The 25,691-nt window shown below is 73.6% G+C and carries 23 protein-coding genes; 15 read left to right on the top strand and 8 right to left on the bottom strand.

Going from position 1 to position 25,691, the window contains the following annotated elements; genetic code table 11:
* The first annotated feature begins 143 nt into the window (after positions 1-143).
* From ACVW07_RS18975 to ACVW07_RS18940, 8 genes are all read left to right on the top strand, one after another.
* A complete protein-coding gene (locus ACVW07_RS18975) occupies positions 144-893 on the top strand; it encodes a TetR/AcrR family transcriptional regulator (protein WP_456820751.1) in 750 nt (249 codons plus the stop codon).
* A gap of 214 nt (positions 894-1,107) precedes the next feature.
* Positions 1,108-1,482 carry a PASTA domain-containing protein gene (locus ACVW07_RS18970; RefSeq protein ID WP_456820750.1) on the top strand — a complete coding sequence of 125 codons (375 nt, stop codon included), beginning with the start codon at positions 1,108-1,110 and terminating at the stop codon, positions 1,480-1,482.
* A gap of 491 nt (positions 1,483-1,973) precedes the next feature.
* Positions 1,974-2,909 carry a cysteine synthase A gene (gene cysK / locus ACVW07_RS18965; RefSeq protein WP_456820749.1) on the top strand — a complete coding sequence of 312 codons (936 nt, stop codon included), beginning with the start codon at positions 1,974-1,976 and terminating at the stop codon, positions 2,907-2,909.
* A 53-nt stretch (positions 2,910-2,962) separates the two neighbouring features.
* Positions 2,963-3,547, top strand: a complete 585-nt coding sequence (epsC, locus tag ACVW07_RS18960; RefSeq protein ID WP_456820748.1) for a serine O-acetyltransferase EpsC — start codon at positions 2,963-2,965, stop codon at positions 3,545-3,547.
* Between the two features lie 45 nt (positions 3,548-3,592).
* Positions 3,593-3,961, top strand: coding sequence for a GntR family transcriptional regulator (locus ACVW07_RS18955; RefSeq protein WP_456820747.1), 369 nt, complete (start codon positions 3,593-3,595; stop codon positions 3,959-3,961).
* 324 nt (positions 3,962-4,285) lie between these two features.
* A complete protein-coding gene (locus tag ACVW07_RS18950) occupies positions 4,286-4,960 on the top strand; it encodes a hypothetical protein (protein WP_456820746.1) in 675 nt (224 codons plus the stop codon).
* 46 nt (positions 4,961-5,006) lie between these two features.
* Positions 5,007-6,044, top strand: a complete 1,038-nt coding sequence (locus ACVW07_RS18945) for an LLM class F420-dependent oxidoreductase (protein WP_456820745.1) — start codon at positions 5,007-5,009, stop codon at positions 6,042-6,044.
* A 2-nt stretch (positions 6,045-6,046) separates the two neighbouring features.
* On the top strand, positions 6,047-6,376 hold the full coding sequence (locus ACVW07_RS18940; RefSeq protein ID WP_456820744.1) for an MGMT family protein: 330 nt from the start codon (positions 6,047-6,049) through the stop codon (positions 6,374-6,376).
* A gap of 25 nt (positions 6,377-6,401) precedes the next feature.
* Here ACVW07_RS18940 and ACVW07_RS18935 read toward each other — a convergent pair whose 3' ends face one another.
* Positions 6,402-7,490, bottom strand: a complete 1,089-nt coding sequence (locus tag ACVW07_RS18935) for a PP2C family protein-serine/threonine phosphatase (RefSeq protein ID WP_456820743.1) — start codon at positions 7,488-7,490, stop codon at positions 6,402-6,404.
* Between the two features lie 94 nt (positions 7,491-7,584).
* On the opposite strand from ACVW07_RS18935, the gene ACVW07_RS18930 reads away from it, so the two are divergent.
* Positions 7,585-8,850, top strand: coding sequence for a GNAT family N-acetyltransferase (locus ACVW07_RS18930; protein ID WP_456820742.1), 1,266 nt, complete (start codon positions 7,585-7,587; stop codon positions 8,848-8,850).
* An 84-nt stretch (positions 8,851-8,934) separates the two neighbouring features.
* Here ACVW07_RS18930 and ACVW07_RS18925 read toward each other — a convergent pair whose 3' ends face one another.
* Positions 8,935-9,384: a ribose-5-phosphate isomerase gene (locus tag ACVW07_RS18925; RefSeq protein ID WP_456820741.1), complete on the bottom strand. Its 450-nt coding sequence runs from the start codon at positions 9,382-9,384 to the stop codon at positions 8,935-8,937.
* 122 nt (positions 9,385-9,506) lie between these two features.
* Between ACVW07_RS18925 and ACVW07_RS18920 the strand changes: the two genes are divergently transcribed.
* Complete coding sequence (locus ACVW07_RS18920; RefSeq protein ID WP_456820740.1) at positions 9,507-11,504, top strand: M13 family metallopeptidase; 1,998 nt, start codon at positions 9,507-9,509, stop codon at positions 11,502-11,504.
* A gap of 13 nt (positions 11,505-11,517) precedes the next feature.
* Here the strand turns inward: ACVW07_RS18920 and ACVW07_RS18915 are convergent, their stop codons facing one another.
* The gene (locus ACVW07_RS18915; RefSeq protein WP_456820739.1) at positions 11,518-12,042 is read right to left on the bottom strand and encodes a hypothetical protein; all 525 of its coding nucleotides are present in this window, start codon (positions 12,040-12,042) and stop codon (positions 11,518-11,520) included.
* Positions 12,043-12,166: 124 nt separating this feature from the next.
* On the bottom strand, positions 12,167-12,784 hold the full coding sequence (locus tag ACVW07_RS18910) for a mycothiol-dependent nitroreductase Rv2466c family protein (protein ID WP_456820738.1): 618 nt from the start codon (positions 12,782-12,784) through the stop codon (positions 12,167-12,169).
* Between the two features lie 188 nt (positions 12,785-12,972).
* On the opposite strand from ACVW07_RS18910, the gene pepN reads away from it, so the two are divergent.
* Positions 12,973-15,573 (top strand): aminopeptidase N, encoded by a 2,601-nt coding sequence (gene pepN / locus ACVW07_RS18905; protein ID WP_456820737.1) that lies wholly within the window; start codon positions 12,973-12,975, stop codon positions 15,571-15,573.
* Between the two features lie 45 nt (positions 15,574-15,618).
* Here the strand turns inward: pepN and ACVW07_RS18900 are convergent, their stop codons facing one another.
* Positions 15,619-16,203: a toxin gene (locus ACVW07_RS18900; protein ID WP_456820736.1), complete on the bottom strand. Its 585-nt coding sequence runs from the start codon at positions 16,201-16,203 to the stop codon at positions 15,619-15,621.
* Between the two features lie 150 nt (positions 16,204-16,353).
* Here ACVW07_RS18900 and ACVW07_RS18895 point away from each other — a divergent pair, with 150 nt between their 5' ends.
* The gene (locus ACVW07_RS18895) at positions 16,354-17,355 is read left to right on the top strand and encodes a DsbA family protein (RefSeq protein WP_456820735.1); all 1,002 of its coding nucleotides are present in this window, start codon (positions 16,354-16,356) and stop codon (positions 17,353-17,355) included.
* Between the two features lie 34 nt (positions 17,356-17,389).
* On the opposite strand, the gene malQ is transcribed toward ACVW07_RS18895, so the two are convergent.
* Complete coding sequence (gene malQ, locus ACVW07_RS18890; RefSeq protein ID WP_456820734.1) at positions 17,390-19,528, bottom strand: 4-alpha-glucanotransferase; 2,139 nt, start codon at positions 19,526-19,528, stop codon at positions 17,390-17,392.
* Positions 19,529-19,772: 244 nt separating this feature from the next.
* Here malQ and ACVW07_RS18885 point away from each other — a divergent pair, with 244 nt between their 5' ends.
* Entirely contained in the window at positions 19,773-21,935 is a 2,163-nt protein-coding gene (locus tag ACVW07_RS18885) for a prolyl oligopeptidase family serine peptidase (protein ID WP_456820733.1), read from the top strand.
* Complete coding sequence (locus tag ACVW07_RS18880) at positions 21,932-23,128, top strand: mechanosensitive ion channel family protein (protein ID WP_456820732.1); 1,197 nt, start codon at positions 21,932-21,934, stop codon at positions 23,126-23,128. Before ACVW07_RS18885 ends, ACVW07_RS18880 begins: the two co-directional genes overlap by 4 nt.
* 3 nt (positions 23,129-23,131) lie before the next feature.
* On the opposite strand, the gene ACVW07_RS18875 is transcribed toward ACVW07_RS18880, so the two are convergent.
* Together ACVW07_RS18875 and ACVW07_RS18870 are read right to left on the bottom strand one after the other, a co-directional pair.
* Positions 23,132-23,575, bottom strand: coding sequence for a PTS sugar transporter subunit IIA (locus ACVW07_RS18875; RefSeq protein ID WP_456820731.1), 444 nt, complete (start codon positions 23,573-23,575; stop codon positions 23,132-23,134).
* Between the two features lie 43 nt (positions 23,576-23,618).
* Positions 23,619-24,029, bottom strand: a complete 411-nt coding sequence (locus ACVW07_RS18870) for a glucose PTS transporter subunit EIIB (RefSeq protein ID WP_456820730.1) — start codon at positions 24,027-24,029, stop codon at positions 23,619-23,621.
* Between ACVW07_RS18870 and ptsP the strand changes: the two genes are divergently transcribed.
* Positions 23,995-25,686 (top strand): phosphoenolpyruvate--protein phosphotransferase, encoded by a 1,692-nt coding sequence (gene ptsP, locus ACVW07_RS18865; RefSeq protein ID WP_456820729.1) that lies wholly within the window; start codon positions 23,995-23,997, stop codon positions 25,684-25,686. The genes ACVW07_RS18870 and ptsP overlap by 35 nt on opposite strands.
* Positions 25,687-25,691: the final 5 nt, after the last annotated feature.

Below are 25,691 nucleotides of genomic sequence, written 5' to 3'. Positions count from 1 at the left end.
TCTTTCGAGAGCGCTGCTCTCTATTGTGAGCGATGCTCTCTTGTGGGCACACAGTTGCACGAATGGCCCACCGAGCACAAGAGCGGTGCTCCGACATGAGATCAGTGCTCGCACGCGGCGGCGGCACCCGGCACACTGGGCGCATGACGCCCTCGGAAGTGCAGTCCGTCCCGGCGAGCGCGCGCGAGCGGGCGCGAGCCCAGGTCATGGCCGAGCTGCTCGCGGCTGCGCGCGTCCGGCTGGAGGCCGACGGTGCGGCCGCGCTCTCGCTGCGCGCCGTCGCCCGGGACCTCGGGGTCACGTCCTCGGCCGTGTACCGGTACGTGGAGTCGCGGGACGCGCTCCTGACGCTGCTCATCATCGAGACCTACGACGCCGTGGGCGCCGTCGCCGAGGCGGCCGCCTCCGACGCCCGCGCCGCAGGGACCGCGCCCTCGCAGGCGTGGCTGGAGGTCGCCCGGGCCGTCCGCCGGTGGGCCCTCGCCCAGCCGTACGCCTTCGAGCTCGTCTACGGGACACCCGTGCGCGGCTACCGCGCACCTGACGACACCGTGGCGTCCGCGCTGCGGTTGTGGGGCGTGATCGCCGGGATCCTCAGGCAGGCCGTGGCCGAGGGCGGGCTCGAGCCGACGGGACCGGACTTCGACCCGCACGGCGCCGTGAGCCCCCAGGTGGCGGCACTCGGCCGGGTCGATGCCCATCCGCTCCCGGACGACGAGCTCAGGACCGCCACCCGCTCCGCCACGTTGTTCTGCTCGCTCGTCGGGGCCGTCTCGGCCGAGCTGTTCGGCCACCTGCGCGGCTTCGCCGACGACTACGCGGTCCTCTTCGACGTCACCGTCGCGACCGCGGCAGCCGGCGTGGGCCTGCACGCCGACCTCTCGCGGTCCTGACACCGCCGCCCGGCCGGCTCCCGCCGCCGTGGGCGGCGCGGCCGGTCAGACCTGTGCCGGCGGGTCCCAAATGAGCACGACTCGTGTCAGTGGTCGCCGCTACGGTCGACCGTGCCGCACAGCGACGTCCTGCGGCCGTCGCGGGCTTCGCCCGCATCCCGTGGCCGTCACGGCCCGGAGGCAATCTGCCACGATCTCCCCAGGGGGCTACGCCATGAAGCAGTCCATCACCCGCGCCAGTCTCGTCCTGGCTCTCGCGTCGAGCGCCGCACTGCTCGCCGGGTGCTCGTCCGACAGCTCAGGCGACGACTCGGCAGCCGAGACGACGTCGACCGCGGACGCGCAGGTGACCACCGACTCCGGCTCTGTCGAGGTCATCGACCAGACGCACCTGCTCCTCGCGACCGCCCAGGAGACCCTCGAGGCGCGCGGCCTCCAGGTCGAGGCCACCGATGCCACCGGCCAGGGCCGCACCATCGACGACCCGACGCTGTGGGTCGTCGTCACCCAGGACCCGACCTCGGGCGAGGTCGACGCCGGGAGCACCGTCGCGCTCACGGTGAAGAAGACGGACGACCCGGCCGGCTGACCGCGCGGGACCGGCCGGAGGCTCCCACGCCCCCGGCCGGTCCGTGGCCGGTCCGTGGCCCGGCCCTCGCACCACCAGCGCGAACGCCCTGTGGTGTCCATCTGGCGGGGAACCTTTGCGCCCACCGCCACGCAGGCGCTACGGTCGGCCCGACTGCGGTCGCGCATCCGTGCGGCCCCACCTGCGGCACCGGTGACACACCTGGTGGCTGCGGCACAGAAGGAGGGCGATGAGCGTGCATCACAGCACCGCCGCCTCCGCCCCGCACGCCCCCGCGGCGCGCGCCTGTTGTCGCTGTCTGTAGAGCGCTGGCTGCTCCTCCGCGTGAGGAAGCCCCCGACCGGGGTGCGCCCCGTGCGCCAGCGCTCGCCCCGCGGCCCCACCACCGCATGACGTCGCTCCCGAGCCCGGCGCGCGGTACTCCCGTCCTCGCAGGACCACGTCCCCCCACTCGTCGCCGGACCACCCGGCGGCTCGACCGAAGAGGAACCATGGCACGCATCTACGACGACGCGACGGCGCTCATCGGCAACACCCCGCTCGTCCGCATCAACAAGATCACCGACGGCGCCCCCGCCACCGTGGTCGGCAAGCTCGAGTTCTACAACCCCGCCAACTCCGTCAAGGACCGCATCGGTGTCGCGATCATCGATGCCGCCGAGCAGTCCGGTGAGCTCAAGCCCGGCGGCACCATCGTCGAGGCGACCTCCGGGAACACCGGCATCGCGCTCGCGTTCGTCGGTGCGGCGCGCGGGTACAAGGTGGTCCTGACGATGCCCGAGACGATGTCGAAGGAGCGGCGCCTCCTGCTGCGCGCGTTCGGCGCGGAGCTCATCCTCACGCCCGGTTCCGAGGGCATGAAGGGTGCGGTCAACAAGGCCGACGAGATCGTCGCCGAGCGCTCGGGTGCGGTCCTGGCCCGCCAGTTCGCCAACGAGGCCAACCCGGCGATCCACCGCCGCACGACGGCCGAGGAGATCTGGGCCGACACCGACGGCGAGATCGACATCCTCGTCGCGGGCATCGGCACCGGCGGCACCATCACCGGCGTCGGCCAGGTGCTCAAGGAGCGCAAGCCGGGCGTGCAGATCGTCGGCGTCGAGCCGGCCGAGTCGCCGATCCTCAACGGCGGCGCCCCCGGCCCGCACAAGATCCAGGGCATCGGCGCGAACTTCGTGCCCGAGATCCTGGACACGACGATCTACGACGAGATCATCGACGTGGACGCCGAGACGGCCGTGTCCGTCGCCCGCCGGGCTGCTGCCGAGGAGGGCCTGCTGGTGGGTATCTCGTCCGGTGCCGCCCTGCACGCCGCGACGCTCCTGGCGCACCGCCCCGAGAACGCCGGGAAGCTGATCGTCGCGATCATCCCCTCGTTCGGTGAGCGTTACCTGTCCACCGTGCTGTACGCCGACCTGCTCGACTGAGCGACGCGAGCAACAGGACCACGACAGCCACGCCGACGGGGGCACCCATCCACATGTCCGAGCCGCTCCACTTCTTCGCCGTCCTCCGGGAGGACCTCGAGGCTGCCCGGCACCGCGACCCCGCGGCCCGCAGCATGCTCGAGGTCGGTCTGGCGTACCCGGGGGTGCACGCGGTGTGGGTGTACCGGCTGGCGCACCACATGTGGCGGACGCCTTCCCTGCGGCTGCCCGCGCGACTGGTCTCCCAGCTCGCGCGGGCAGCCACCGGCATCGAGATCCATCCCGGGGCCCGGCTGGGCCGCCGGTTGTTCATCGACCACGGCATGGGCGTGGTCATCGGTGAGACGGCCGAGGTCGGGGACGACGTGGTGCTGTTCCACGGGTCGACGCTCGGCGGGAAGACCATGCGGCACGGCAAGCGGCACCCCACCCTCGGCGACCACGTGGTCGTCGGCGCCGGCGCGAAGATCCTCGGTCCGGTGTGGATCGGGTCGGGTGCACAGATCGGGGCGAACGCCGTGGTGATCCACGACGTCCCGTCCGGTGCGATCGCGGTGGGCGTACCGGCGCAGATCCGGCTCCGGCCCTCCAAGGCGGCGTTCGACGTCGAGGTCGACGACCCGGCGATCTACATCTGACGGCCTACTTGTTCTAGTTGTCGCCTAACAACTAGAGTCGCCGTCGTGCTGCTGCGCATCGACCCCACCTCGACCGAGCCCCTGTTCGCGCAGCTCGCCGCCCAGGTACGTGCCTCCGTCGCCCGCGGCGACCTCGCACCCGGCACCCGGCTCCCCGCCGCGCGGGACCTGGCCGCGGCGCTCGAGATCAATCTCCACACCGTCCTGCGGGCGTACCAGGACCTGCGCGACGAGGGCCTCATCGAGCTGCGCCGCGGCCGTGGCGCCGTGGTGAGCGAGCACGCCGCCCTCGACTACGCCCCGCTGCGCTCCGCGCTGACCGAGGTCGTCCGCGCCTCCCGCGCGCTGGGCCTCGCGCCCGAGACGACGACCGCCCTGCTCAAGGGCGCATTCACCGAGGAGTCGACCGCATGACCTCCCCCAGCACGCCCATCGACGTCCGCACGGTCCCTCACCGCGTCGCCAGCACCGCGCTCGCGCTCGTCGTGCCGCTCGTGATCACCGCCGGGACGGTCGTCGTCGCACTGCCCTGGTGGGGGGACCTGCCCGACCCGGTCGCGGTGCACTGGGGACCGGACGGGCCTGACGGCTCGGGCTCGGCCGGCGGTTTCCGTCGGGGGCTCGGCGATCGCCGCGACCGTCCTGAGCGCCGGTGGCTGGGCGCTCGCGTTCTTCGCCGGCCACGCCGCCCTCACCCGGCGCCTCGGCGCCGGCTTCTCGCTCGGGTGCGCAGGATTCATGAGCACCCTCGTGCTCGGCACGCTCGGGCTGCAGCGCGGGATCGCCGACTGGACGCAGGCGCCGTCGGCAGACGGCGTGGTGCTGCTGACCCTCCTCGCCGGCATCGTGGCGGCGGCGCTGGGTGCGGTCCTGACACCGGGCGACCGACCGGCTCCCACCACGGACCACGTGCCCGACGACGCTGCCCGACTTCCGCTCGGCGCCGCCGAACGGGCCGGATGGGTCCGGCACGTCCGCAGCCGAGGCGTCCTCGTCGTCGTCGTCTCCGTCCTGCTCGTCCCCGCGCTCGTGGTGGCGGTGGTCCTGCGGACGCCGGCCGCACTCGTGCCCGCCGTGCCCGTGGCCACGCTCCTCGTCGCGTCGATGGCGTCGTTCACCGTCAGGGTCGACGGTCGAGGGCTCGCGGTGCGCTCCGGGCTCGGCTGGCCGCGACAGAGCGTCCCGCTCGACGAGGTCGTCCGTGCCGAGGTGGTGCAGGTGCAGCCGTTCCGCGACTTCGGCGGCTGGGGCTACCGCGTCGGCCGGGCAGGCCGCGTCGGCATCGTCGTGCGCAGCGGTGACGGGCTGCTCGTGGAGCGCACCGGCGGCCGGTCCCTGGTCGTCACGGTGGACGACGCGGCGACGGCGGCCGCCCTGCTCAACACGCTCGCCGACCGCGCCCGGGTAGCGTGACGCGCGCGTCGACGTGGACGCTGGACGCTGGACGACGAGGAGAACCATGCGGCTGGGTTATCACACCGGGTACTGGTCGGCAGGTCCCCCACCCGGCGCACAGGAGGCGGTCCTCGCCGCGGAGCAGCTCGGCTTCGACTCCGTCTGGACCGCCGAGGCCTACGGCTCCGACGCGCTGACCCCGCTCGCCTGGTGGGGCGCCCGCACGTCCCGCATCCGGCTCGGCACCGCCATCGCGCAGCTCTCCGCACGGACGCCCACCGCGACCGCGATGGCCGCCCTCACGCTCGACCACCTCTCCCGCGGCAGGTTCGTGCTCGGCCTCGGCGCCTCCGGCCCGCAGGTCGTCGAGGGCTGGTACGGCCAGCCGTACCCCAAGCCGCTCGCCCGGACCCGGGAGTACGTCGCCATCGTGCGCCAGGTGCTGGCCCGCCAGGCGCCCGTGACGTTCTCGGGCGACTTCTACACGCTGCCGCTGCCGGCCGACCAGGGGTCCGGGCTGGGCAAGGCCCTCCGCTCGACGGTGCACCCCCTGCGAGCGGACCTCCCGATCCACCTCGCCGCCGAGGGGCCGCGCAACACCGTGATGACCGCCGAGATCGCCGACGGCTGGCTCCCGCTCTTCTACTCGCCGCGGATGGACGACGAGTACCGGGCACTGCTCGCCGAGGGGTTCGCGCGACGGGCGCCCGAACGCGGCCCCGCGGACGAGTTCGAGGTGACCGCCACCGTGCCCGTGGTGCTCGGCGACGACGTCGAGTCCGCGGCGGACACCGTGCGGCCCTTCGTCGCCCTCTACGCGGGAGGCATGGGCGCCAAGGGCGCCAACTTCCACCGCGCCGTGCTCGACCGGCTCGGGTACACGGAGGCGTGCGACGAGATCCAGGCGCACTACCTGGGAGGCGACCGAGCGCGCGCCGTCGCCGCCGTGCCCACCGAGCTCGTCCAGGACATCGCACTCGTCGGGACGGCGGACGACATCCGCGCCCAGCTCCCGGCGTGGCGCTCCACCGCGATCACGACGATGCTCGTCCAGGCCGACCCTCGGACCCTGCCTGCCGTGGCGCAGGTGCTCGCCCCCTGACCGTGGACGACGAGTACGTCGAGGCGGTCCTCGACCTCGTCGCCGCGATCCCGGCGGGGCGCGCGATGACGTACGGCCTGATCGCCGAGGTGCTCGCCGACCGCGCTCTCGCCGCAGGTCGAACGCCGCGAGGCGGACCCCGGCAGGTCGGACAGGTCATGGGTCGGGCGGGGTCGCAGGTGCCGTGGTGGCGGGTCGTCAACGCCACCGGGAGCCCGCCCGCCCGGCACGCGGCGCGTGCGGTCGCGCTGCTCGTCGCCGACGGCACGCCGATGGTCGCGGACGGCACCCGGGTCGCGCTGCGGCGAGCCGTGTGGTTCCCCGACGACTGACCTCCGCGCCGTCCCCGACGGGCGGTCAGTCCCGGTGCACCAGCACGAGGGCACGGTCGTCGTCGTCCGCGGCTGCAACCCGCGCCAGGACCGCGGCCGCTCCTCCGCGCCGAGGGCCGAGCACGGCGTCCGCGGCACCCATGAGGCGGTCGAGCGCCCGGTCCAGGTCGGTGCCCGGTGCGTCGACCAGCCCGTCGGTGTAGAGCAGCAGCACGTCACCGTGGTCGAGGCGGCCCAGCTGGGGAGGGCACGCGATGTCGCTCACCACGCCGAGCGCGGGGCTGCCGACCGTGTTCACGACCTGGATCCGGCCCGCGCCCGCGTGCAGGTGCAGCGGCGGAGGATGACCCGCCGAGGCGGCCCAGTAGGCGCCCGAGTCGAGGTCGACCGCGACGTGCACCGCGGTCGCGAACCCCTCGTCCCAGTGCTGGTTCAGCAGGTAGGCGTTCGCGGCGGGCAGGAAGCCCTCGCGGGGCATCGCGCCCAGCAGGCCGCCGAACGCTCCGGAGAGCTGCAGCGACCGCACACCGGCACCCTGCCCCTTGCCGGACACGTCGACGAGCGCGATCTCCAGCAGCGACGTCGACCGCAGGACGGCGACCATGAAGTCGCCCGAGAACGCATCGGCGTGCGCCGACCTGATCTCGCTGTCGACCCGCCACCCCGGTGGGAGCGGAGGCACCCGCCCGTGCGCGGACAGCCGGTCGCGCAGGTCGACGAGCATCCGGTCGCCCGGTGCGCCCTGCAGCCCGATCTGGTGCCGGCGCCACCCGAACGTCAGCGTCAGTACCACCGAGATCACGATGACGACGACGACACCAGGGATCATGCTCGGCGGACCGTCGACCCACAACCACCAGGTGAGGACCAGGATCACGACCCCCAGCACCACGAGCATCCGCTGCCGCAGGAAGAAGACGGCCACCACCTCCAGCAGGAGGAACGTCGACGGCGGGACCCACTCCGGGGCGAGCCGCACGCCCAGCCCGATCGCGACGGCGCTCGCGAGCAGCACCACGCTCGCGACGGCGTGGACCCGGGACGAGCGCCGGTGCACCGCCCGTCGCGCGCCCGCCAGCAGCCGCCCAGGCGTCGGCCAGCCCGGGGTGCTCATCGCCCGAGCGTATCCGCAGGTCGTGAGCGTGAGACCAGGCCGCTCACGGATATTGCCTCCGTACGGAGGAGGCTCCTGGGCCACGATGGGGCCCATGAGCCCGCTCCCGGACGGATACCGCGTCGTCGAGGTCGCCGAGTCCCGCCGGCAGGAGTTCCTCGAGGTGGACCGCCTCGCCTTCGCGTTCGACTCCACCCCGGAGACCGATGCGCTCGTGCCCCTGACCCTCCCGTGGGACCGCACGATGGGCGTCGAGGCACCCGGCGGGGCGCTGGCCTCGGTGCACGCGTCCTTCCCGTTCCAGCTCCCCGTCCCCGGCGCCACCGTGGCGTGCTCAGGGCTGACGTGGGTCGGCGCCCGGCCGGACCAGCGCCGCCGCGGGCTCCTGCACGCGATGATCGACACGCACTTCGCACGGTCGCTCGGCCGCGGCGAGCCCGTGTCGGCGTTGTTCGCCGCCGAGCCCGCGATCTACGGGCGGTTCGGGTACGGCTCCGCCGCGTCCGACGTGCGCGCCACCGTCGGCCGGGGCGCCGTGCTGCGGCCGGTGCCGGGCAGCGAGGACCTCACCGTCCGGTTCGCCACGGTCGACCGCACGGCGCACACCGACATGGTCGACGAGCTGCACCGGGCGGCAGGGCAGGGCCGTCCGGGATGGATCACCCGCGACACCGACGTGCTGCGCGTCCGTGCGATCGTCGATCCCCCCGCGTGGCGCGACGGCGCCGAGCCGCTGCGGATCGTCTCCGTGCACACCGCGGACGGCGAGCCGCGGGCGTACGCGCTGTTCCGCCGCAAGGAGAAGTGGGAGCAGGCCGGGCCGCGGCACACCGTGGCGGTCCGGGAGGCGGTGGCGCTCGATCCGGCCGCGGCGCACCGGCTCTGGTCGTTCCTGCTGGACCTCGACCTCACGGCGAGCGTCGAGAGCCCGATGCTGGCGGCCGACGACGCCCTGCTGCACCTGCTGGTGGACCCTCGTGCCGTCGTCCCGAAGCTGACCGACAACCTCTGGGTACGCCTCCTCGACGTGCCAGCGGCGCTGGAAGGTCGCCGGTACGCCTCCCCGGTCGACCTCGTGCTCGAGGTCACCGACACCAGGCTGCCCACCAACGCGGGTCGCTGGCGGCTGCGCACCGAGGACGCCGGTGACGGGTCGTGGTCGGCGTCCGTCGGGCGTACCGAGGACCCCGCCGACGTCGAGCTGGACGTGCGCGAGCTCGGTGCGGCCTATCTCGGCGGCCGGTCGCTGGAGGCGCAGCGGCGCGCGGGTCTGGTCACCGAGCGCCGGGGCGGGGCGGTGCTGCGAGCCGCCGCCGCGTTCGCGTGGCCCGTCGCACCGGTGTGCAGCTGGGTGTTCTGACGGCCGTCTCCCGAGCACCCGTCCCGGACACGCTGGTCGGGCGCCCGTCCCGAGCGCGGGGTCTCAGGCCCCGGCCCGAGCCGGTCAGGCGCGCTGCTCGTAGGCCGTCATCAGGTCGATACGGCGCTGGTGGCGCGGGTCCCCGCTGAACGACTCCGCGACGAACGCGTCGACGAGCTCGAGCGCGTCGTCGACCGAGTGCTGCCGTGCCCCGATCGAGACGACGTTCGCGTCGTTGTGCTGCCTGCCCAGGCGGGCGGTGTCGACGTTCCAGGCCAGCGCCGCACGGACGCCCGGCACCTTGTTCGCGGCGATCTGCTCGCCGTTGCCCGAGCCGCCGATGACCACGCCGAGCGAACCCGGGTCGGCGACGACGGCCTCTCCCGCGGCGAAGCAGAACGGCGGGTAGTCGTCCTGGGCGTCGAACGTGTCCGCGCCGTGGTCGACGACGTCGTGGCCCTCGGAGCGGAGGTGCTCGACGAGCGCGACCTTGAGCTCGTAGCCGGCATGGTCGGAGGCGACGTGGATGCGCATGGGTCCATCCTGCCGCAGGCCGACGCCTGTCGCGGCTGACGCCCACCGTCCGGTCGCCGGCGGCGCGCCGGTTCGCTCCGAGCGGGTGACCACGCGCGCCCCTTCCTCCGTAGGCTGTGCGCATGACGCGCAGTGGCATCGACCTGACGGCCCTCGACCCCGCCGTCCGCCCGGCGGACGACCTCTTCGCCCACGTGAACGGACGATGGCTCACCAGCCACGAGATCCCCGCGGACCGCGCCATGGACGGCGCGTTCAGGGCGCTGCACGACCAGGCGGAGGAGCAGGTCCGCGACATCATCGTCGAGGCCGCCGCCGCGGCGGCCGGTCGGGCGGACGACGGTGACACCGACGACGTGGAGGCCAAGGTCGGCGCCGTCTACGCGTCGTTCATGGACACCGACGCGGTCGAGGCGGCGGGCGTGCAGCCGCTGCGTGCCGACCTCGCTCTCGTCGAGGCCGCGACGTCCGTCGCCGAGCTCACGGGCGCCCTGGGCGCGCTGCAGCGGACGGGCGCGGGTGGTGCGGTGGGGTTCTGGGTCGACAACGACGCGAAGGACCCGGACCGGTACGTCGTGTACCTCTACCAGGGCGGGCTCGGGCTGCCCGACGAGTCGTACTACCGGGACGAGCAGTACGCCGCGGTCCTCGCCGCCTATCGTCCGCACGTCGCCCGCATGCTCCTGCTGGCGGGAGCGGCGACCGACGAGCACGCGGCCGACGAGCTCGCGGGCCGGGTCGTCGCGCTCGAGACCAAGCTCGCCTCGCACCACTGGGACGTCGTCAAGGACCGCGACGCCGACCTCACCTACAACCCGACGACGCTCACGGACCTCGCCGAGCGGGCACCCGGCTTCGACTGGCACGCGTGGGCGCTCGGGCTGGGGGCACCGGCCGGCTCGCTCGACCAGGTCGTGGTGCGCGAGCCGTCGTTCGCGGAGGGCTTCGCCGCCCTCTGGCAGAGCGAGCCGCTCGAGGACTGGAAGGCCTGGTTGACCTACCACGTCGTCACGGACCGGGCGCCGTACCTCTCGCAGGCCGTGGTCGAGGCCAACTTCGACTTCTACGGCCGCACCCTGACCGGCGCGCAGGCGATCCGCGACCGGTGGAAGCGCGGCGTCGCGCTCGTCCAGGGTGTGCTCGGCGAGGCCGTCGGCAAGGTGTACGTCGAGAAGCACTTCCCCGCGTCCCACAAGGAGCGGATGGACGAGCTGGTCGCCAACCTCGTCGAGGCCTACCGCGAGTCGATCAGCGGGCTCGAGTGGATGGGCGAGGAGACGCGCACGAAGGCGCTCGCGAAGCTCGACGCGTTCACGCCGAAGATCGGCTACCCGGTGAAGTGGCGGGACTACTCGTCGCTGGTCGTGTCCCCCGACGACCTCCTCGGCAACGTGCGACGCGCCTCGACGTTCGAGCTGGACCGTGAGCTGCACAAGATCGGGCGGCCGATCGACCGCGACGAGTGGTTCATGACGCCCCAGACGGTGAACGCGTACTACAACCCCGGGATGAACGAGATCGTCTTCCCCGCAGCGATCCTCCAGCCGCCGTTCTTCGACGCCGACGCGGACGACGCCGTGAACTACGGCGGCATCGGAGCCGTGATCGGTCACGAGATCGGGCACGGGTTCGACGACCAGGGCTCCAAGTACGACGGCACCGGCCGGCTCGAGGACTGGTGGACGGCCGCGGACCGGGCCGAGTTCGAGAAGCGGACCAAGGCGCTCGTCGACCAGTACGGGGAGTTCTCCCCGCAGCAGCTCAACGGCTCGCACAAGGTCAACGGCGGCCTCACGATCGGCGAGAACATCGGCGACCTGGGAGGCCTGTCGATCGCGCTCAAGGCGTACCGGATCGCGCTGGGCAGGCCGCTCGAGGAGGCACCCGTGCTCGACGGTCTGACGGGCGTGCAGCGCGTGCTGCTGGGCTGGGGCCAGGTGTGGCAGGCGAAGGGGCGCGACGAGGAGGTCATCCGCCGGATCGCCACGGACCCGCACTCCCCCAACGAGTTCCGGTGCAACGGCGTGGTGCGCAACCTCGACGAGTTCTACGAGGCGTTCGACGTGCGGCCCGGCGACGCGCTCTACCTGGCCCCGGACGAGCGCGTGCGGATCTGGTGAGCCGCCCGACGGGTCAGGGGACCTCGGCCCAGGCCGCCCGCGCGAGGCGGAAGCCCCGTCCCTGGCCGTTCGTGCACGTGACGCCGTCCGTCGCGCTCGTGCACGAGTAGTCGCCCGCGCTCGAGGACGAGCCGTACTCGAGCGTGGGGACGTCGTCGCCCGCCGCCTCCGGCGCGGGACCGGTCTCGCACTGGAACACGACCCCGTCGGCGTCGAGCACCAGCACGTGCCCCGTCGGCGCGGTGCAGCCCTCCACGACCGGCGGCGCGTAGGTGTACGAGGCGATCGTGCAGGTGACGCCCTGCTCGGACACCACGCAGGCGATGTTGCCGCTCGGCAGGCGGAATGCCGCCGGACCGACCGTCCCCTGTGAGCCCGAGCCCGTCGGGGTGCCGCTGGGTGCAGAGACCACCGCCGCGTCGCCGTCGCGGTGGTCGGACGTCCCGCTCGTGGCGAAGGCCACGAGCATCACCACGAACGTCAGCACGAGGACGACGTCGACGACGACCATCGCGCGGATGGTGCGCGTCTCGGTCATGCCGCTCCTGCCGTCGTGGACGCCGACAGGATCACACGGGACGCGCCGGACGTTCCAGTCGTACGTCCAGGAGCCGCCGGGGCACGCCCGGATCGCGCACGGTCCGACCGGTCCGCCGGCGCGCTCAGAACTGCGGGCCCGAGGTGCGTGAGCGCTTCAGCTCGTAGAAGCCGGGCACGCTCGTCATGAGCGCGAGCCCGTCGAAGAGGCGTCCGGCGGTGTCGCCCGTCGGCGCGGGGGTGACCACCGGGCCGAAGAACCCGACGCCGTCGATCGCGACGACCGGCGTGCCCACGTCGTCACCGACGAGCTCCATGGCCTGGGCGTGCGACGCGCGCAGCAGCACGTCGACCTCGTCCGTGGCGCCGACCGCGGCGAGCTCGGCAGGCAGGCCCACCTCGTCGAGCGACTCGATGATGATCTGCGCGGTGTCCTTGCGCCCACCGGGGTGCCGCCGGGTGCCCATGGCGTCGTAGAGCGGCTTGACGACGTCGCTGCCGTGGTCCCGGGCTGCCGCGACGATGGTGCGGACCGGGGCCCAGGAGTCCGCCATCACCGCCCGGTAGTGCTCGGGGAGGTCGCGCCCCTCGTTGAGGACGGACAGGCTCATCACGTGCCAGCGCACGTCGACCTCGCGGACCCGGCTCACCTCGTCCATCCAGCGCGACGTCATCCACGCCCAGGGGCAGGCGGGATCGAACCAGAGGTCGACGACGGGTCGTGCGGTGGGCGTGTCGGTCACGGGTGCTCCTCGGGTCGGCCAGGCGAGTCTGCCCGGTCGTGGGTCGTCTGTGCACATCGGTCCGTCCACAGCCCCTGGATCGACCGGGCTCCCCCACGCGGGCCGATATCACCGCAGGACGATCCGCCCTGCATGGGATGATCGAGCCGGCCACGAGCCACCACCGATCTCGTCCGAGGAGGACCCGCGTGCCCGCTGAGAACCTGACCCGTGCCGAGGCGCGCGAGCGTGCCGCCGTCGTGACGACGCGGTCCTACGACGTGACGCTGGACCTCACCACGAGCCCGACCTCGTTCGGGTCCAGGAGCGTGGCCCGGTTCGAGGCGACTCCCGGTGCGAGCACGTTCGTCGACCTCATCGCCCCGGCCGTCCACGAGGTCACGCTCAACGGTCGCAGCCTCGACGTCGCCGAGGTCGTCGCCGACTCGCGCATCCGGCTCGACGACCTCGCCGCCGAGAACGAGCTCGTGGTCGTGGCCGACGCCGCGTACATGAACACCGGTGAGGGCCTGCACCGTTTCGTCGACCCGGTCGACGACGAGGTGTACCTGTACTCCCAGTTCGAGGTCGCGGACGCCCGCCGGGTGTTCGCGGTGTTCGACCAGCCCGACCTCAAGGCGACGTTCACCTTCACGGTGACCGCACCGGCACACTGGAAGGTCGTGTCGAACTACCCCCAGGTGGGCGAGCAGGCCGCTGTCGAGAACGGCGTGAACCGCAACGGCGGAGTCGACAAGGGCACCGCCACGTGGACGTTCGAGACGACCCCGCGCGTCTCGCCGTACATCACCGCGGTCATCGCCGGCCCGTACCACGAGGAGCGCGGCGAGCTCACGAGCAGCGACGGCCGGACCATCCCGCTCGGCGTGTACTGCCGCGAGTCGCTGGCCGAGCACCTCGACACGGACAACATCCTCGACATCACGCGCGCCGGCTTCACCTTCTACGAGGAGAAGTTCGACTTCCCCTACCCGTTCGCCAAGTACGACCAGCTCTTCGTGCCCGAGTTCAACGCCGGCGCGATGGAGAACGCCGGCGCCGTGACGTTCCTCGAGTCGTACGTGTTCCGGTCCAAGGTGCCCGAGGCCACCGTCGAGCGCCGCGCGGTGACGATCCTGCACGAGCTCGCCCACATGTGGTTCGGCGACCTCGTCACGATGCGCTGGTGGGACGACCTGTGGCTGAACGAGTCGTTCGCGGAGTACGCGTCGACCCTCGCGACCGCCGAGGCCACCCGCTGGACGAGCGCCTGGACCACCTTCTCCTCGCTCGAGAAGAACTGGGCGTACCGGCAGGACCAGCTCCCCTCGACGCACCCGATCGTCGCCGACATGCGCGACCTCGAGGACGTCGAGGTCAACTTCGACGGCATCACGTACGCCAAGGGCGCGAGCGTGCTCAAGCAGCTGGTCGCCTGGGTCGGCCAGGACCAGTTCTTCGCCGGGGTCCGGGCGTACTTCGCCAAGCACGCGTGGGGCAACACCGAGCTGCGCGACCTGCTCTCGGAGCTCGAGACCACGAGCGGTCGCGACCTCTCCGCATGGTCGGGGCTGTGGCTCCAGCAGGCAGGCGTGACCCTGCTGCGCCCCGCGATCGAGGTCGACGAGCACGGCGACATCACGTCGTTCGACGTCCTGCAGGAGGTCCCGGACGAGCACCCCGTGCAGCGCCCGCACCGCCTCGCGGTCGGCGGCTACGACCTCGATCCCGCCACCGGCCGGCTGGTCCGCACCACGCGCGTGGAGCTCGACGTCGACGGCGCCCGCACCCCGGTGCCGGACCTCGTGGGCCGTGCCCGGCCGGCGCTCCTGCTCGTGAACGACGACGACCTCGCCTACGCCAAGATCCGCCTCGACGAGCACTCCCTGGCGACCGCGATCGAGCACCTGTCGGCGTTCGACGACTCGCTCCCGCGCACCCTGGTCTGGACCGCCGCCTGGGACGCGACGCGCGACGGCGAGACGCCCGCCCGCGACTTCGTCGACCTGGTGCTGCGCAACATCGCCCACGAGTCGGACTCGTCGGTGGTCCTGGTGCTCCTGCGCCAGCTCTCGACGGCTCTCGACCTGTACGTCGCCCCCGAGCACCGGGCGGCGACCGAGGTCGCCGCAGCCGACCGGCTGCTGGACCTAGCCCGGGCCGCGGTCGCCGGGTCGGACACGCAGCTCCAGCTCGTCAAGGCGTTCGCCGGCCGAGCCTCGACGCCTGCGCAGCTCGACGCCGTCGTGGCCCTCCTCGACGGTCACGACTCCCTCGAGGGCCTGCCGATCGACACCGACCTGCGTTGGGAGCTGCTGACGTCGCTCGTGACGGGCGGCCGGGCGGCCGAGCTCGACGTCGCCGCGCAGCTGTCGGTCGACGCCACGGCCACCGGTCAGCGGGCGGCGGCCGCCGCCCGTGCGGCTCTGCCGACGCCCGAGGCCAAGGCCACCGCGTGGGCAGTGGTCGTCGACGGCGACGAGCTCCCGAACGCGCTCCAGGCGGCCACCATCGCCGGCTTCGGACGGGTGCACGACCGCGGCCTGCTCGTCCCGTTCGTCGAGCCGTACTTCGCCGCGCTCGAGCGGGTGTGGTCGGACAAGACCAACGAGATGGCACAGAACATCGTGGTCGGCCTGTACCCGACGGACCTCGCCGACGACGACCGCGTCGACGTGCTCGGTGCGACGGACGCGTGGCTCGAGGAGCACCCCGACGCCGCTCCCGCCCTGCGCCGGCTGGTCGGCGAGTCCCGAGACGGAGTCCGGCGGGCGCTGCTCGCGCAGGAGGCGGACCGCCGCCGGCCGTGACAGCGGCGGACGACCGGCACCTCCGTGAGTTGCACGACGGCGCCGTCAGTGCGCGGCGGTCCTCTCGAGCCACGCCCTGGCCTCTCGCGGTGAGGTGAGCCGGACCATCCTGGTCCGGCCTGAGTCGTGGAGCGCCTGGTTCCGCGACCGCATGGTGTGGTGCGCTCGCCACGAGTACAGGACGACGTTGTCGTGGACGTCGCGCGACAGCAGGTTCCTGCCCCGCTCACGATTCCCGTGCCAGAGCTCGCGGCGCAGCACCACCCGCTGCAGCGAGCGCCTGACGACCCGGGACGTCACCACCCGTCGCGGGAAGTCGAGCCACACGAGCACGTCCGCGTCGTCCAGCAGACCCGCCCTCGGCTCGTCCCAGTTGCCGTCGGCGACCCACCCGGTCACGGCCTCCGGGGAACTCAGGAAGTCGCGGATCAGGCCCCGGGCCTCCTCGACGTCCCGCTTGCGCCAGTCGGCCGCCCAGAACACCGCGTCCAGCTCCAGATGGCCGACGGCGAGCCGCCCGGCCAGCGCGCGGGCGAACGTCGTCTTCCCCGCCCCGGAGTTGCCGACCACCCTGATCCGCCGGTCCGAGGTCCGCAGGGCCGGGGGGAGAAGGGGAGGCGTCGACGGCATCCCGGCATCTTGCCAGGTCACCGCCGTGGTCTCCGCACCGCTCAGCCGGCGCACAGGAACGGATTGGGCATGCCGGTGCGGTGTGGGGCACCATGATTCGTCGTCGTCCCCGTCGGCAAGCCCGACGACCACGCTGGAGGCTTCGCCCCGATGACCCGCCCACCCCGTGACTGCCGCGCCGTGCACGACCAGCAGGCTGTGGACGCCCACCAGCGGCGCGCGTCTGCCGCGCGCTCCGGCCGGGTCCGGGCGGTGCGCCGGTCCACGGTGGCGACCGTGGCCGGGGTCGCCGCCGTGCTGGCGCTGACGTCGGCGTGCGACGGCTCCCCGGACGCCTCCGAGCAGCCATCGGGCAGTGCGTCGGCGGCACCAGCGGGCGGCCCGGAGAACATGCTCAGCGACGGTGCGGTGTTCGTCGGCGAGGCCGGCACGATCGCGGTGCGACCCACGGCCGCGCTGGCCGAGGGAGCGGCGCCGGTCGCGACGTCGACCCTGCGCGACGGCGGCCTCATCGACGTGGTGCTGTACGTCGACTACCGCAGCCCCGAGGCGGCGACGTTCTGGTCGACGAACTCCGCGATGCTCGAGGACTGGCTCTCGGGCGGCCACGTGACGTTCGAGGTGCACCCGGTGGCCGTCATGGACGGCGCCGGCGCGACCGCGACGCCCGGAGAGGACGCGACGGCGGGCGCGGGAGCGACCGCCGGCGACTACTCGGCACGGGCCGCCGGTGCGTTCGCGTGCGTCGCGGCGACGGATCCAGAGCACGCGTACGCCGTCAACGCGGCGCTGCTCTCGGCCCAGCCCGACCTGCCGGCGGAAGGGTTGACCGACGAGGCGCTCGTGGACCTCGTGGCCGAGTCCGGCGCGACCGGCGAGGACGTCGCGAGCTGTATCGAGAACGGCGACTGGACGGACTGGGTCGCGCAGTCGACCGCCCGCGCCGAGGAGTCGGTGCCGTTCGACAACGTGCCTGCGCTCGACGTCCCGATGCGCCTGTTGATCGGCGGCGTGCCCTACCCGGGCAAGGTCGACAGCGGCGAGCAGTTCTTCACGTTCATGGCCCAGACGTACAACGGGATCATGGCAGCCGCCCAGCAGAAGGCGCTCGGAGACCCGGGGACGCCGCCCACGCCGGCACCAGGGGGCTGAGACCGGGACCGTCGAGCGCTGCGACAGGCCCCGTTCACCGGATGTCGGCGTTCAGCACCGCCGCGAGGGAACGGAGGCGGGCGCTCGTGAACAGGTCCTCCACGAGGACGACCTGCCCCGAGCTGTCCGCCAGCGGCACCTTCCAGTTCGGGTACTCCTGGTCGGTGCCGGGCTGGTTCTGCGCGCGACGCTCGCCGACCGCGTCGGTCAGCGCGACGCCCACGAGGACGGACGGCGTCGCCGTCACGTAGCGGTGCAGCGCCTCGACGATCTCCCGCTCCGACGGGTCCTCCCCCAGGAGCCCCCGGTCCCGCAGCACGCCGATCATCTGGTCGCGCTCGGCCCGCGCGGCGGCGCGCACCACGCTCACCGGCTCGGCGAGGAGGCCGAGACGGTCACGGATCGTCACGTGCTCCCCGGCGAGGTACCCGGCCGTCGGCGGCAGGTCGTGCGTCGTGACGGTGGCGAGCACCAGCGGGCGGTAGTGCTCGGGGGCGAGCGGTGCTCCGTTCATGTCCCGCTCGAACCAGAGCACCGACGTGCCGAGGATGCCTCGCTCCGAGAGGTAGTCCCGCACCCACGGCTCCACGACACCGAGGTCCTCGCCGATGACGACCGCCCCCGCGCGGTGAGCCTCGAGCGCCAGGATCCCGACGAGGGCCTCGTGGTCGTACCGGACGTAGGCCCCCTGGGACGGCGGGGCTCCCTCGGGCACCCACCACAGCCGGAAGAGCCCCAGCACGTGGTCGATGCGGATCGCCCCCGCGTGCCGCAGCACCGTGCGGAGCATGTCCCGGTAGGGCTTGTACGCGGCGCGAGCGAGCGCGTCGGGCTGCCACGGCGGCTGGGACCAGTCCTGGCCCTGCTGGTTGTACATGTCCGGCGGGGCACCGACGCTGGCACCCGTCGCGAGCACGTCACCGAGCGCCCACACGTCCGCCCCCCGCGGGTGCACGCCGACGGCGAGGTCGTGCATGATGCCGATCGTCATGCCGCCGTCGAGCGCGGCCCGGTGGGCGTGCGCGATCTGCTCGTCGGCGACCCACTGGAGCCACTTGTGGAAGTGGACACGGTCGGCCAGCTCAGTGCGGGCCGCCGCCACGAGGTCCGACGACGGGTCGAGCGCCTCGTCGGGCCACTGACCCTGCCCGTACCGCTCCGCGAGGGCACACCAGAGCGCGAAGGTCTCGAGCCCGCCGCCCTCCTCCTCGACGTAGGCGTCGAACGCGGCCTGCCGTGCTGCGGACCGCGGCGCCGCGAAGACGACCTCGAGCGCCCCCCGCTTGGCGGTCCATGCCGCGTCCCGGTCGATCGGACCCGGGTCGGTGTCGAGCGCACGGACCGGCTCGCCCGCCCACTCGAGGAGGGCACGGTCGGCGGCGGGGAGGTAGGCGGCCTCGCGGACGTCCTCGACGCGGATGTACAGGGGGTTCACGAACCGGCGCGTGGTGGGCAGGTACGGGGACGGGGTGAGGGGTGCCTGCGGCTCCGCGGCGTGCAGCGGGTTCACCAGCAGGAAGTCGGCGCCGAGCTCCCGCCCGGCGAGCCAGCTCACCTCGGCCAGGTCAGCGAGGTCGCCGACTCCCCACGAGTCCCGCGAGCGCACCGAGTAGAGCTGCGCCATCAGACCCCACGCCCGCGTGCCCTGCAGGGCCGGTGGCAGCTCGAGCCGGTCGGGGGTCACCACCACCGGGCTCCGCGCGACGGCGCTGGGCCCCTCGGCGCGGATCTCGTGCCAGCCGAGCGGGAGGTCGACCGGGAGCGTGAACGTCGCGCGCCCGATCATGCGCCCGTCGACCGACCGCGGGGGCACAGGCACGTCGGCCTGGGTCAGCTCGCGGCGCCCGCCACCCGCTTCGGGGTCGAGCTCGAGCCAGACGTCGACGGGATCGCCATGGGCCACGTGCACCGGAACGTGCGCCAACCGGCCCGACCGGACCACGACGACCGGCGGCAGGGTGCGCCGCCATGGCGTGTCCTCGACGAACGCCGCAGCGAGCGTGATCCGCTCGGGCGACGAGGCGTCGACCCCGAGCGCGGCGAGGACGGCACGCAGCGTCTCGGCGGACGCGACCTTGTGCGTCCCGTCGAAGCCCCAGTACTCGGCCGTCACGCCGTAGGCGGTCGCGAGGCGCAGCAAGGCGTCGGACGGGAGCTCCGGGTCGTCTGCCACGTCCCGATCCTGCCAGAGCCCATGGCCCCGGTGCGCGGTGACGCGGCCGGTCGGCGTGGTCCGCGACCTGCGGGGACGCCGTGCCGGGCGGCTCGCTCACAGGCCGGCCGCATCCGTCGGGCCCGCGCCGCGCCCGTGACGACGAGCCGCACCCCGGTCGGTCGGACCGGCCGGCGGGTGCCAGCAGGCACCATGACGGGTGGCCCGTGAGCGCGCGGGTCCGCGCGTCGTAGCCTTGCGGACCATGACCGCACGCACGCTGCGCACCTACCCCACCGCCCGGCGCGAGGACCTCGTCGAGGACCTGCACGGGCACCGCGTCGCCGACCCCTACCGGTGGTTGGAGGACGCGGACCGTGACGAGACACAGGCCTGGTCGACCGCCCAGGACGCCCTGTACGCGGGCTACGTCGAGGAGCTGCGGCTCACCGGCCCCTTTGCGACGGACACCCTGACCCGCAGGATGCGCGAGCTGCTCGGTGCCGGCGTCGTCGGGGCGCCGGCGTGGCGGGGTGAGCGGTACTTCTTCTCCCGCCGGGCCGGTGACCAGGAGCACGCCGTCGTGATGGTGTCCGAGCCGGGGCCGGAAGGCACGGGACGCCGCGAAAGGGTCCTCGTCGACCCGATGGCCCTCGACCCGGCGGGCACCACGACGCTCGACGCGTGGCAGCCGTCCAAGGAAGGACTGCTCCTCGCGTACCAGGTCTCCACGGGCGGCACCGAGGAGAGCGTGCTGCACGTCCTCGACGTCACGACCGGCGAGGTCGTCGACGGCCCCGTGGACCGCGCCCGGTACTCCCCCGTCGCGTGGGTGCCCGGCGGCGAGGAGCTGTACTACGTGCGCAGGCTCGCACCCGAAGGGCTGCCCGAGGACGAGCACCAGTACCACCGCCGCGTGTGGCTGCACCGCGTGGGCACGTCGGCCGAGGACGACGTGGAGGTGTTCGGCGACGGCCTCGACATGACGAGCTACTACGGCGTCTCCGTCTCGCGCGACGGGCGGTGGCTCATCGTGTCGGCCTCGGCCGGGACGGCGCCGCGGACGGACGTGTGGATCGCCGACCGGCACACCGGCGCACCGCCGGTGTTCGTCGACGTCGCGGTCGGGCTCGACGCCCAGACGGGCGCGTGGGTCGCACGGGACGGCCGCCTGTACGTGCACACCGACCTCGACGCCCCGCGCGGCCGGCTCGCCGTCACCGACCCGGAGCACCCGGGCGTCGACACCTGGGTGACGCTGCTCGACGAGGACCCGACGGCGGTGCTCGAGGACGTCGCGTTCACGGACGACGGCGGCCCCGGCACGACACCCACGCTCCTGCTGGCCTCGTGGCGCCGGCACGCGGTCTCCGAGATCACGCTGCACGACCCGGTGACCGGCGACCGGCTGCCTGGCGCGAGCGGCACGCTGCCCCTGCCCGGGCTGGGGTCGGTCTCGGGACTCGTGACCAGGCCGGACGGCGGGCACGACGTGTGGTTCTCGTACACCGACCACACCACCGTCGCGAGCGTGCACCGGTTCGACGCCGCGACCCGCGCGACGAGCCTGTGGGCCGCCCCTCCCGGAGCGGTCGCCGACATCCCCGCGATCTCCACCCGCCAGATCGAGGTCACGAGCCCCGACGGCACCACCGTGCGCGCGTTCGTGCTGGTCCGCAGCGACCGGCTGGACGCCCACGGCCGTCCTCTCGCACCGGCACCGACCGTCCTGTACGGCTACGGCGGCTTCCAGATCTCGCTCGATCCGGGGTACTCCGCGACCACGCTCACCTGGGTCGAGGCCGGCGGCGTCTACGTCGTCGCCAACCTGCGCGGTGGCGGCGAGGAGGGCGAGGACTGGCACCGCGACGGCATGCGCGCGCACAAGCAGCACGTGTTCGACGACTTCCACGCCGTCGCGGAGGCGCTCGTCGCGGACGGCTGGACGACACCCGAGCAGCTCGCCTGCTGGGGCGGGTCCAACGGTGGCCTCCTCGTCGGCGCGGCGCTCACCCAGCGCCCGGACCTGTTCGCTGCCGTCGTGTGCTCCGCGCCGCTGCTCGACATGGTCCGCTACCAGCGGTTCGGCCTGGGCGTGACATGGACGGAGGAGTACGGCGACGCCGACGACCCCACGGAGCTGGGCTGGCTGCTGGGCTACTCGCCGTACCACCGGGTCGTCGACGGCACCGCGTACCCCGCGACGCTGTTCACGGTGTTCGAGGGCGACACCCGGGTCGACCCGCTGCACGCCCGCAAGCTCGCCGCCGCGCTCCAGGCCGCGACGTCCGCCGACCCGCTCGAGCGGCCGGTGCTGCTGCGCCGCGAGACCGGAGTCGGGCACGGCGGCCGCTCGCTGTCGCGCACGATCGGGCTGACCGTCGAGCAGCTGCAGTTCGTCGCCGACCGGACGGGCCTCGCCCGATGAGCCCGGTGCCCGCCGTCCTGCCCTCCGCCGCGAGCGCCGCGGGAAGCACACCCGAGCCGACGGCGGGCACCGGACACGTCCCCGACGACCTGACCGACCCGGGTTCCTGGGTCACGTGGTTCGTCGGGACGCCGCTGAAGATCATGCTCATCGTCGTGATCGGCGGCATCGTGCTGGTGCTGGTCCGCCGGTCGATCCGGGGCGTGACGAACCACATCGCCGAGGGCACCCCGCTGCTGCAGCGCGGCGTCATGAGACCGATCGGCGAGACCGGCGTGGGCAGCGTGCTGCTCAAGGCCGACCCGCTCGCGAGCGCCCGCCGCGCGCAGCGCGCCCGCACGATCGACTCGGTGCTCCGCTCGTCGGCGACGATCCTCATCGGCAGCACGATCGTGTTCATGGTGCTCGCCGCCCTCGGCGTCAACATCGCGCCGTTCATCGCGTCCGCCGGCATCATCGGCGTCGCGCTCGGCTTCGGCGCGCAGAGCCTCGTCAAGGACTTCCTCACGGGCACGTTCATGCTGCTCGAGGACCAGTACGGCGTCGGTGACGTGGTCGACGTCGGGCCTGCGACCGGCACCGTCGAGGCGGTCACGCTGCGTGTCACGAAGATCCGCGACGCCGACGGCACCCTCTGGTACGTGCCGAACGGGTCGATGCTCCGTGTCGGCAACAAGACGCAGGGCTGGGCGACGGCGGTGGTCGAGATCGACGTCGACTACTTCGCCGACCTCGACGAGGTGCGGGCGCTGCTCGCCGAGGCAGGGGCCCGGGTGGCGCGCGACCCTCAGGTGGGGCACTACCTGCAGGGTGAGCCCGCCATCACCGGCATCGAGCGGCTCGCAGCAGACGCCGTCTCGCTGCGCCTCAAGGTGACGACGTCGCCCGCGATGCAGTGGGAGGTGGCGCGTGCGCTGCGGGTGGCCGCCCGCGACGAGCTCGAGAAGGCCGGCGTGCCGCTCGCCGGGCAGCGTGACCTGCTCGCGGCGCACCGGGCGGCGGTCGCGGCGACGGACGGGCACGCGGGCTCCCCCGAGCACGACGAGACCGTGGAACCGCCGCCACCCTCGGAACAGGACGGGCACAGGCCGGCGGACGACGGCACCACCGTCGTCCGGGACCCGCACGACACCCCGCTGGACGACGTCGTGAACCAGCAGGACGCACGACGGGCGTCGCCACCGACGCCGTGACGGTCAGTGCCAGTCGAGCAACGGCTCCCCCGCCTGCACGCTCGTGCCGTCCTCGACGAGCAGCTCCAGCAGCTCCCGGTCCGCCTGGAGGGCGACGACCGGGCACACGGTGGCGAGCCCGGACGCGGCGACGTCCACCGGCGACCAGGTCACGAGCCGGTCTCCCACCGTGACCCGCGCACCGCGCTCGACGTGCAGGGTGAACCCCTGTCCGGCCAGCCCGACGGTGTCGATGCCCAGGTGCACGAGCAGCGACCGGTCGTCGGGCAGCTCGAGGGCGAAGGCGTGGGCGTGCAGCGCTCCGACGACGCCGTCGGCAGGCGCGACCACCGTCTGGGTCTGCGTCCGCCGCGGCTCGATCGCCACGCCGGGCCCGACGATCTCCTCGGCGAAGACCGGGTCGGGCACGCTCGACACGGGGCGCACCACGCCGACGAGCGGGCTCATGATCCGCAGCGTGCTCATGGTCCGACGCGCCGCGGCCGTGAGGTCAGCGCAGGGTGTCGAGCTCGGCCGCGAGGTTGTCGGCCTCGGGACCGACGATCACCTGGACGATGCGGCCGGAACGGACCACACCGAATGCCCCGCTGGCCTTGAGCGCCGCCTCGTCGACGAGATGGGCATCAGTCACCTCGACGCGCAGCCGCGTGATGCACGGCTCGAGGTCGACGACGTTCGAGTCGCCGCCCAGCGCTGCGAGGATCTGCTCTGCCTTGCTCATGGAACTCCCCGGCTCGACCGGCGCCGGCTGGTCGGCGCGCAGGATCAGCCTAACCCTGACCTGCCCGTCGTTCTCGGGTTCCTGCTTTGCACCGGTGCCTCCGGAGGGACGAGACTGCCTCAGGTCGACGAGGAGGTCTGTCCAGGTGAGTGCACGCCCCGCCACGGTCGTCACCGGCATCGGTGTGAGCCCCGGCCGGGTGGTCGCCCCCGTGGCCCTGCTGCCCGACCCGGTCGCCGAGCCCCCGTCCGGCCGCCGGCTGCCTCCCGGGTCCGACTACGCCGCGGAAGCTGCGCGCATCGGCCAGGCGTCCCTGCGCGTGCAGGCCGACCTCGAGTCGGCCGCCGACGGTGCGACGGGCGACGCGGCGGGCGTGCTGCGCGCGACTGCCGCGATCGCGACGGACCCCACGCTCGTCGCCGACGCGGCGCAGCGCGTGCTCGAGGACCGGCTGGTGCCGGAGCGTGCCGTGTGGGAGGCCGCCGATGCCGTCGCCGCGCAGTTCGAGGCGCTCGGCGGGCACCTCGCCGACCTCGCCCGGGACATCGCCGACGTCCGGGACCGCCTGGTCGCCGTCCTGACCGGCCGCCCCGCGCCCGGTCTGCCGGCCCGCGACGTGCCGTACGTGCTGGTCGCGACAGACCTCGCGCCCGCACTGGTCGCGACGCTCGACCCCCAGCGCGTGCGGGCGGTCGTCACGTCCGAGGGCGGTCCGACGTCCCACACGGCGATCCTCGCCAGGTCGCGGGGCATCCCGGGTGTCGTCGCCGCGCGGGGCGTCGACCTGCTGGTGGGCGAGGGCGACATGGTGCTCGTCGACGGCAGCGCCGGGACCGTCACGCTCGCGCCCGACGACGGCCAGGTCGCCGCGGCGCTCGCCCTCGCCGGGCAGGTCCGCACGTTCGACGGGGTCGGCCGGACGGCGGACGGGCACCGGGTCGAGCTGCTCGCCAACGTCGGCGACCCCGCCGACGCCGTCGCCGCCGCCGCCGCCGGCGCCGAGGGCGTCGGTCTGTTCCGGACGGAGTTCGCCTTCCTCGACCGGGCGGAGGCGCCCGGCCTCGACGAGCAGGTCGCCGCGTACCGGCAGGTCCTGGCCGCGTTCCCCGGCCGCAAGGTCGTGGTGCGCACGCTCGACGCGGGTGCCGACAAGCCGATGCCGTTCCTGGCGGGGGATGCCGAGTCCAACCCCGCGCTCGGGGTCCGTGGGCTGCGGACGGTCGCACGCCACCCCGGCGTGCTGGAGGACCAGCTCGTCGCGATCGCGCAGGCCGCGAACGCCGAGTCCGCCCAGGTGTGGGTCATGGCGCCCATGGTCTCGACCGTCGACGAGACCGAGCAGTTCGTCGCCGCGTGCGCCCGGCACGGGCTGGCCAGCGCCGGCGTCATGGTGGAGGTGCCCAGCGCCGCGCTGCTGGCCGGCCCGATCCTCGCCCACGCGACGTTCGCGAGCATCGGCACCAACGACCTGACCCAGTACGCCATGGCGGCCGACCGGATGCTCGGAGCGGTGGCCCACCTCTCCGACGCGTGGCAGCCGGCGGTCCTGCAGCTCGTCGCCTCGACGTGCGCGGGGGGCGCGGCACAGGGTCGGCCGGTGGGGGTGTGCGGCGAGGCGGCCGCCGTGCCGGCGCTGGCGGTCGTGCTCGTCGGGCTCGGTGCCTCGTCCCTGTCGATGACCCCGCGCGCGCTGCCGGACGTCGCCGCCGTGCTGGCGGCGACGACCGTCGACGAGTGCCGGCGGCTGGCGCGGCTGGCGCTGGCGTCGTCGACCGCCGAGCACGCGAGGGCCGTGGTGCGACGAGGTCTGCCGGTGCTCGACGAGCTGGGCCTGTAGGGCCG

It is taken from the genome of Cellulomonas sp. URHB0016, from assembly GCF_054057935.1.
The sequence above is the reverse complement of the archived record's forward strand: the minus strand, read 5'-3'. Positions and strand labels throughout refer to the sequence as shown.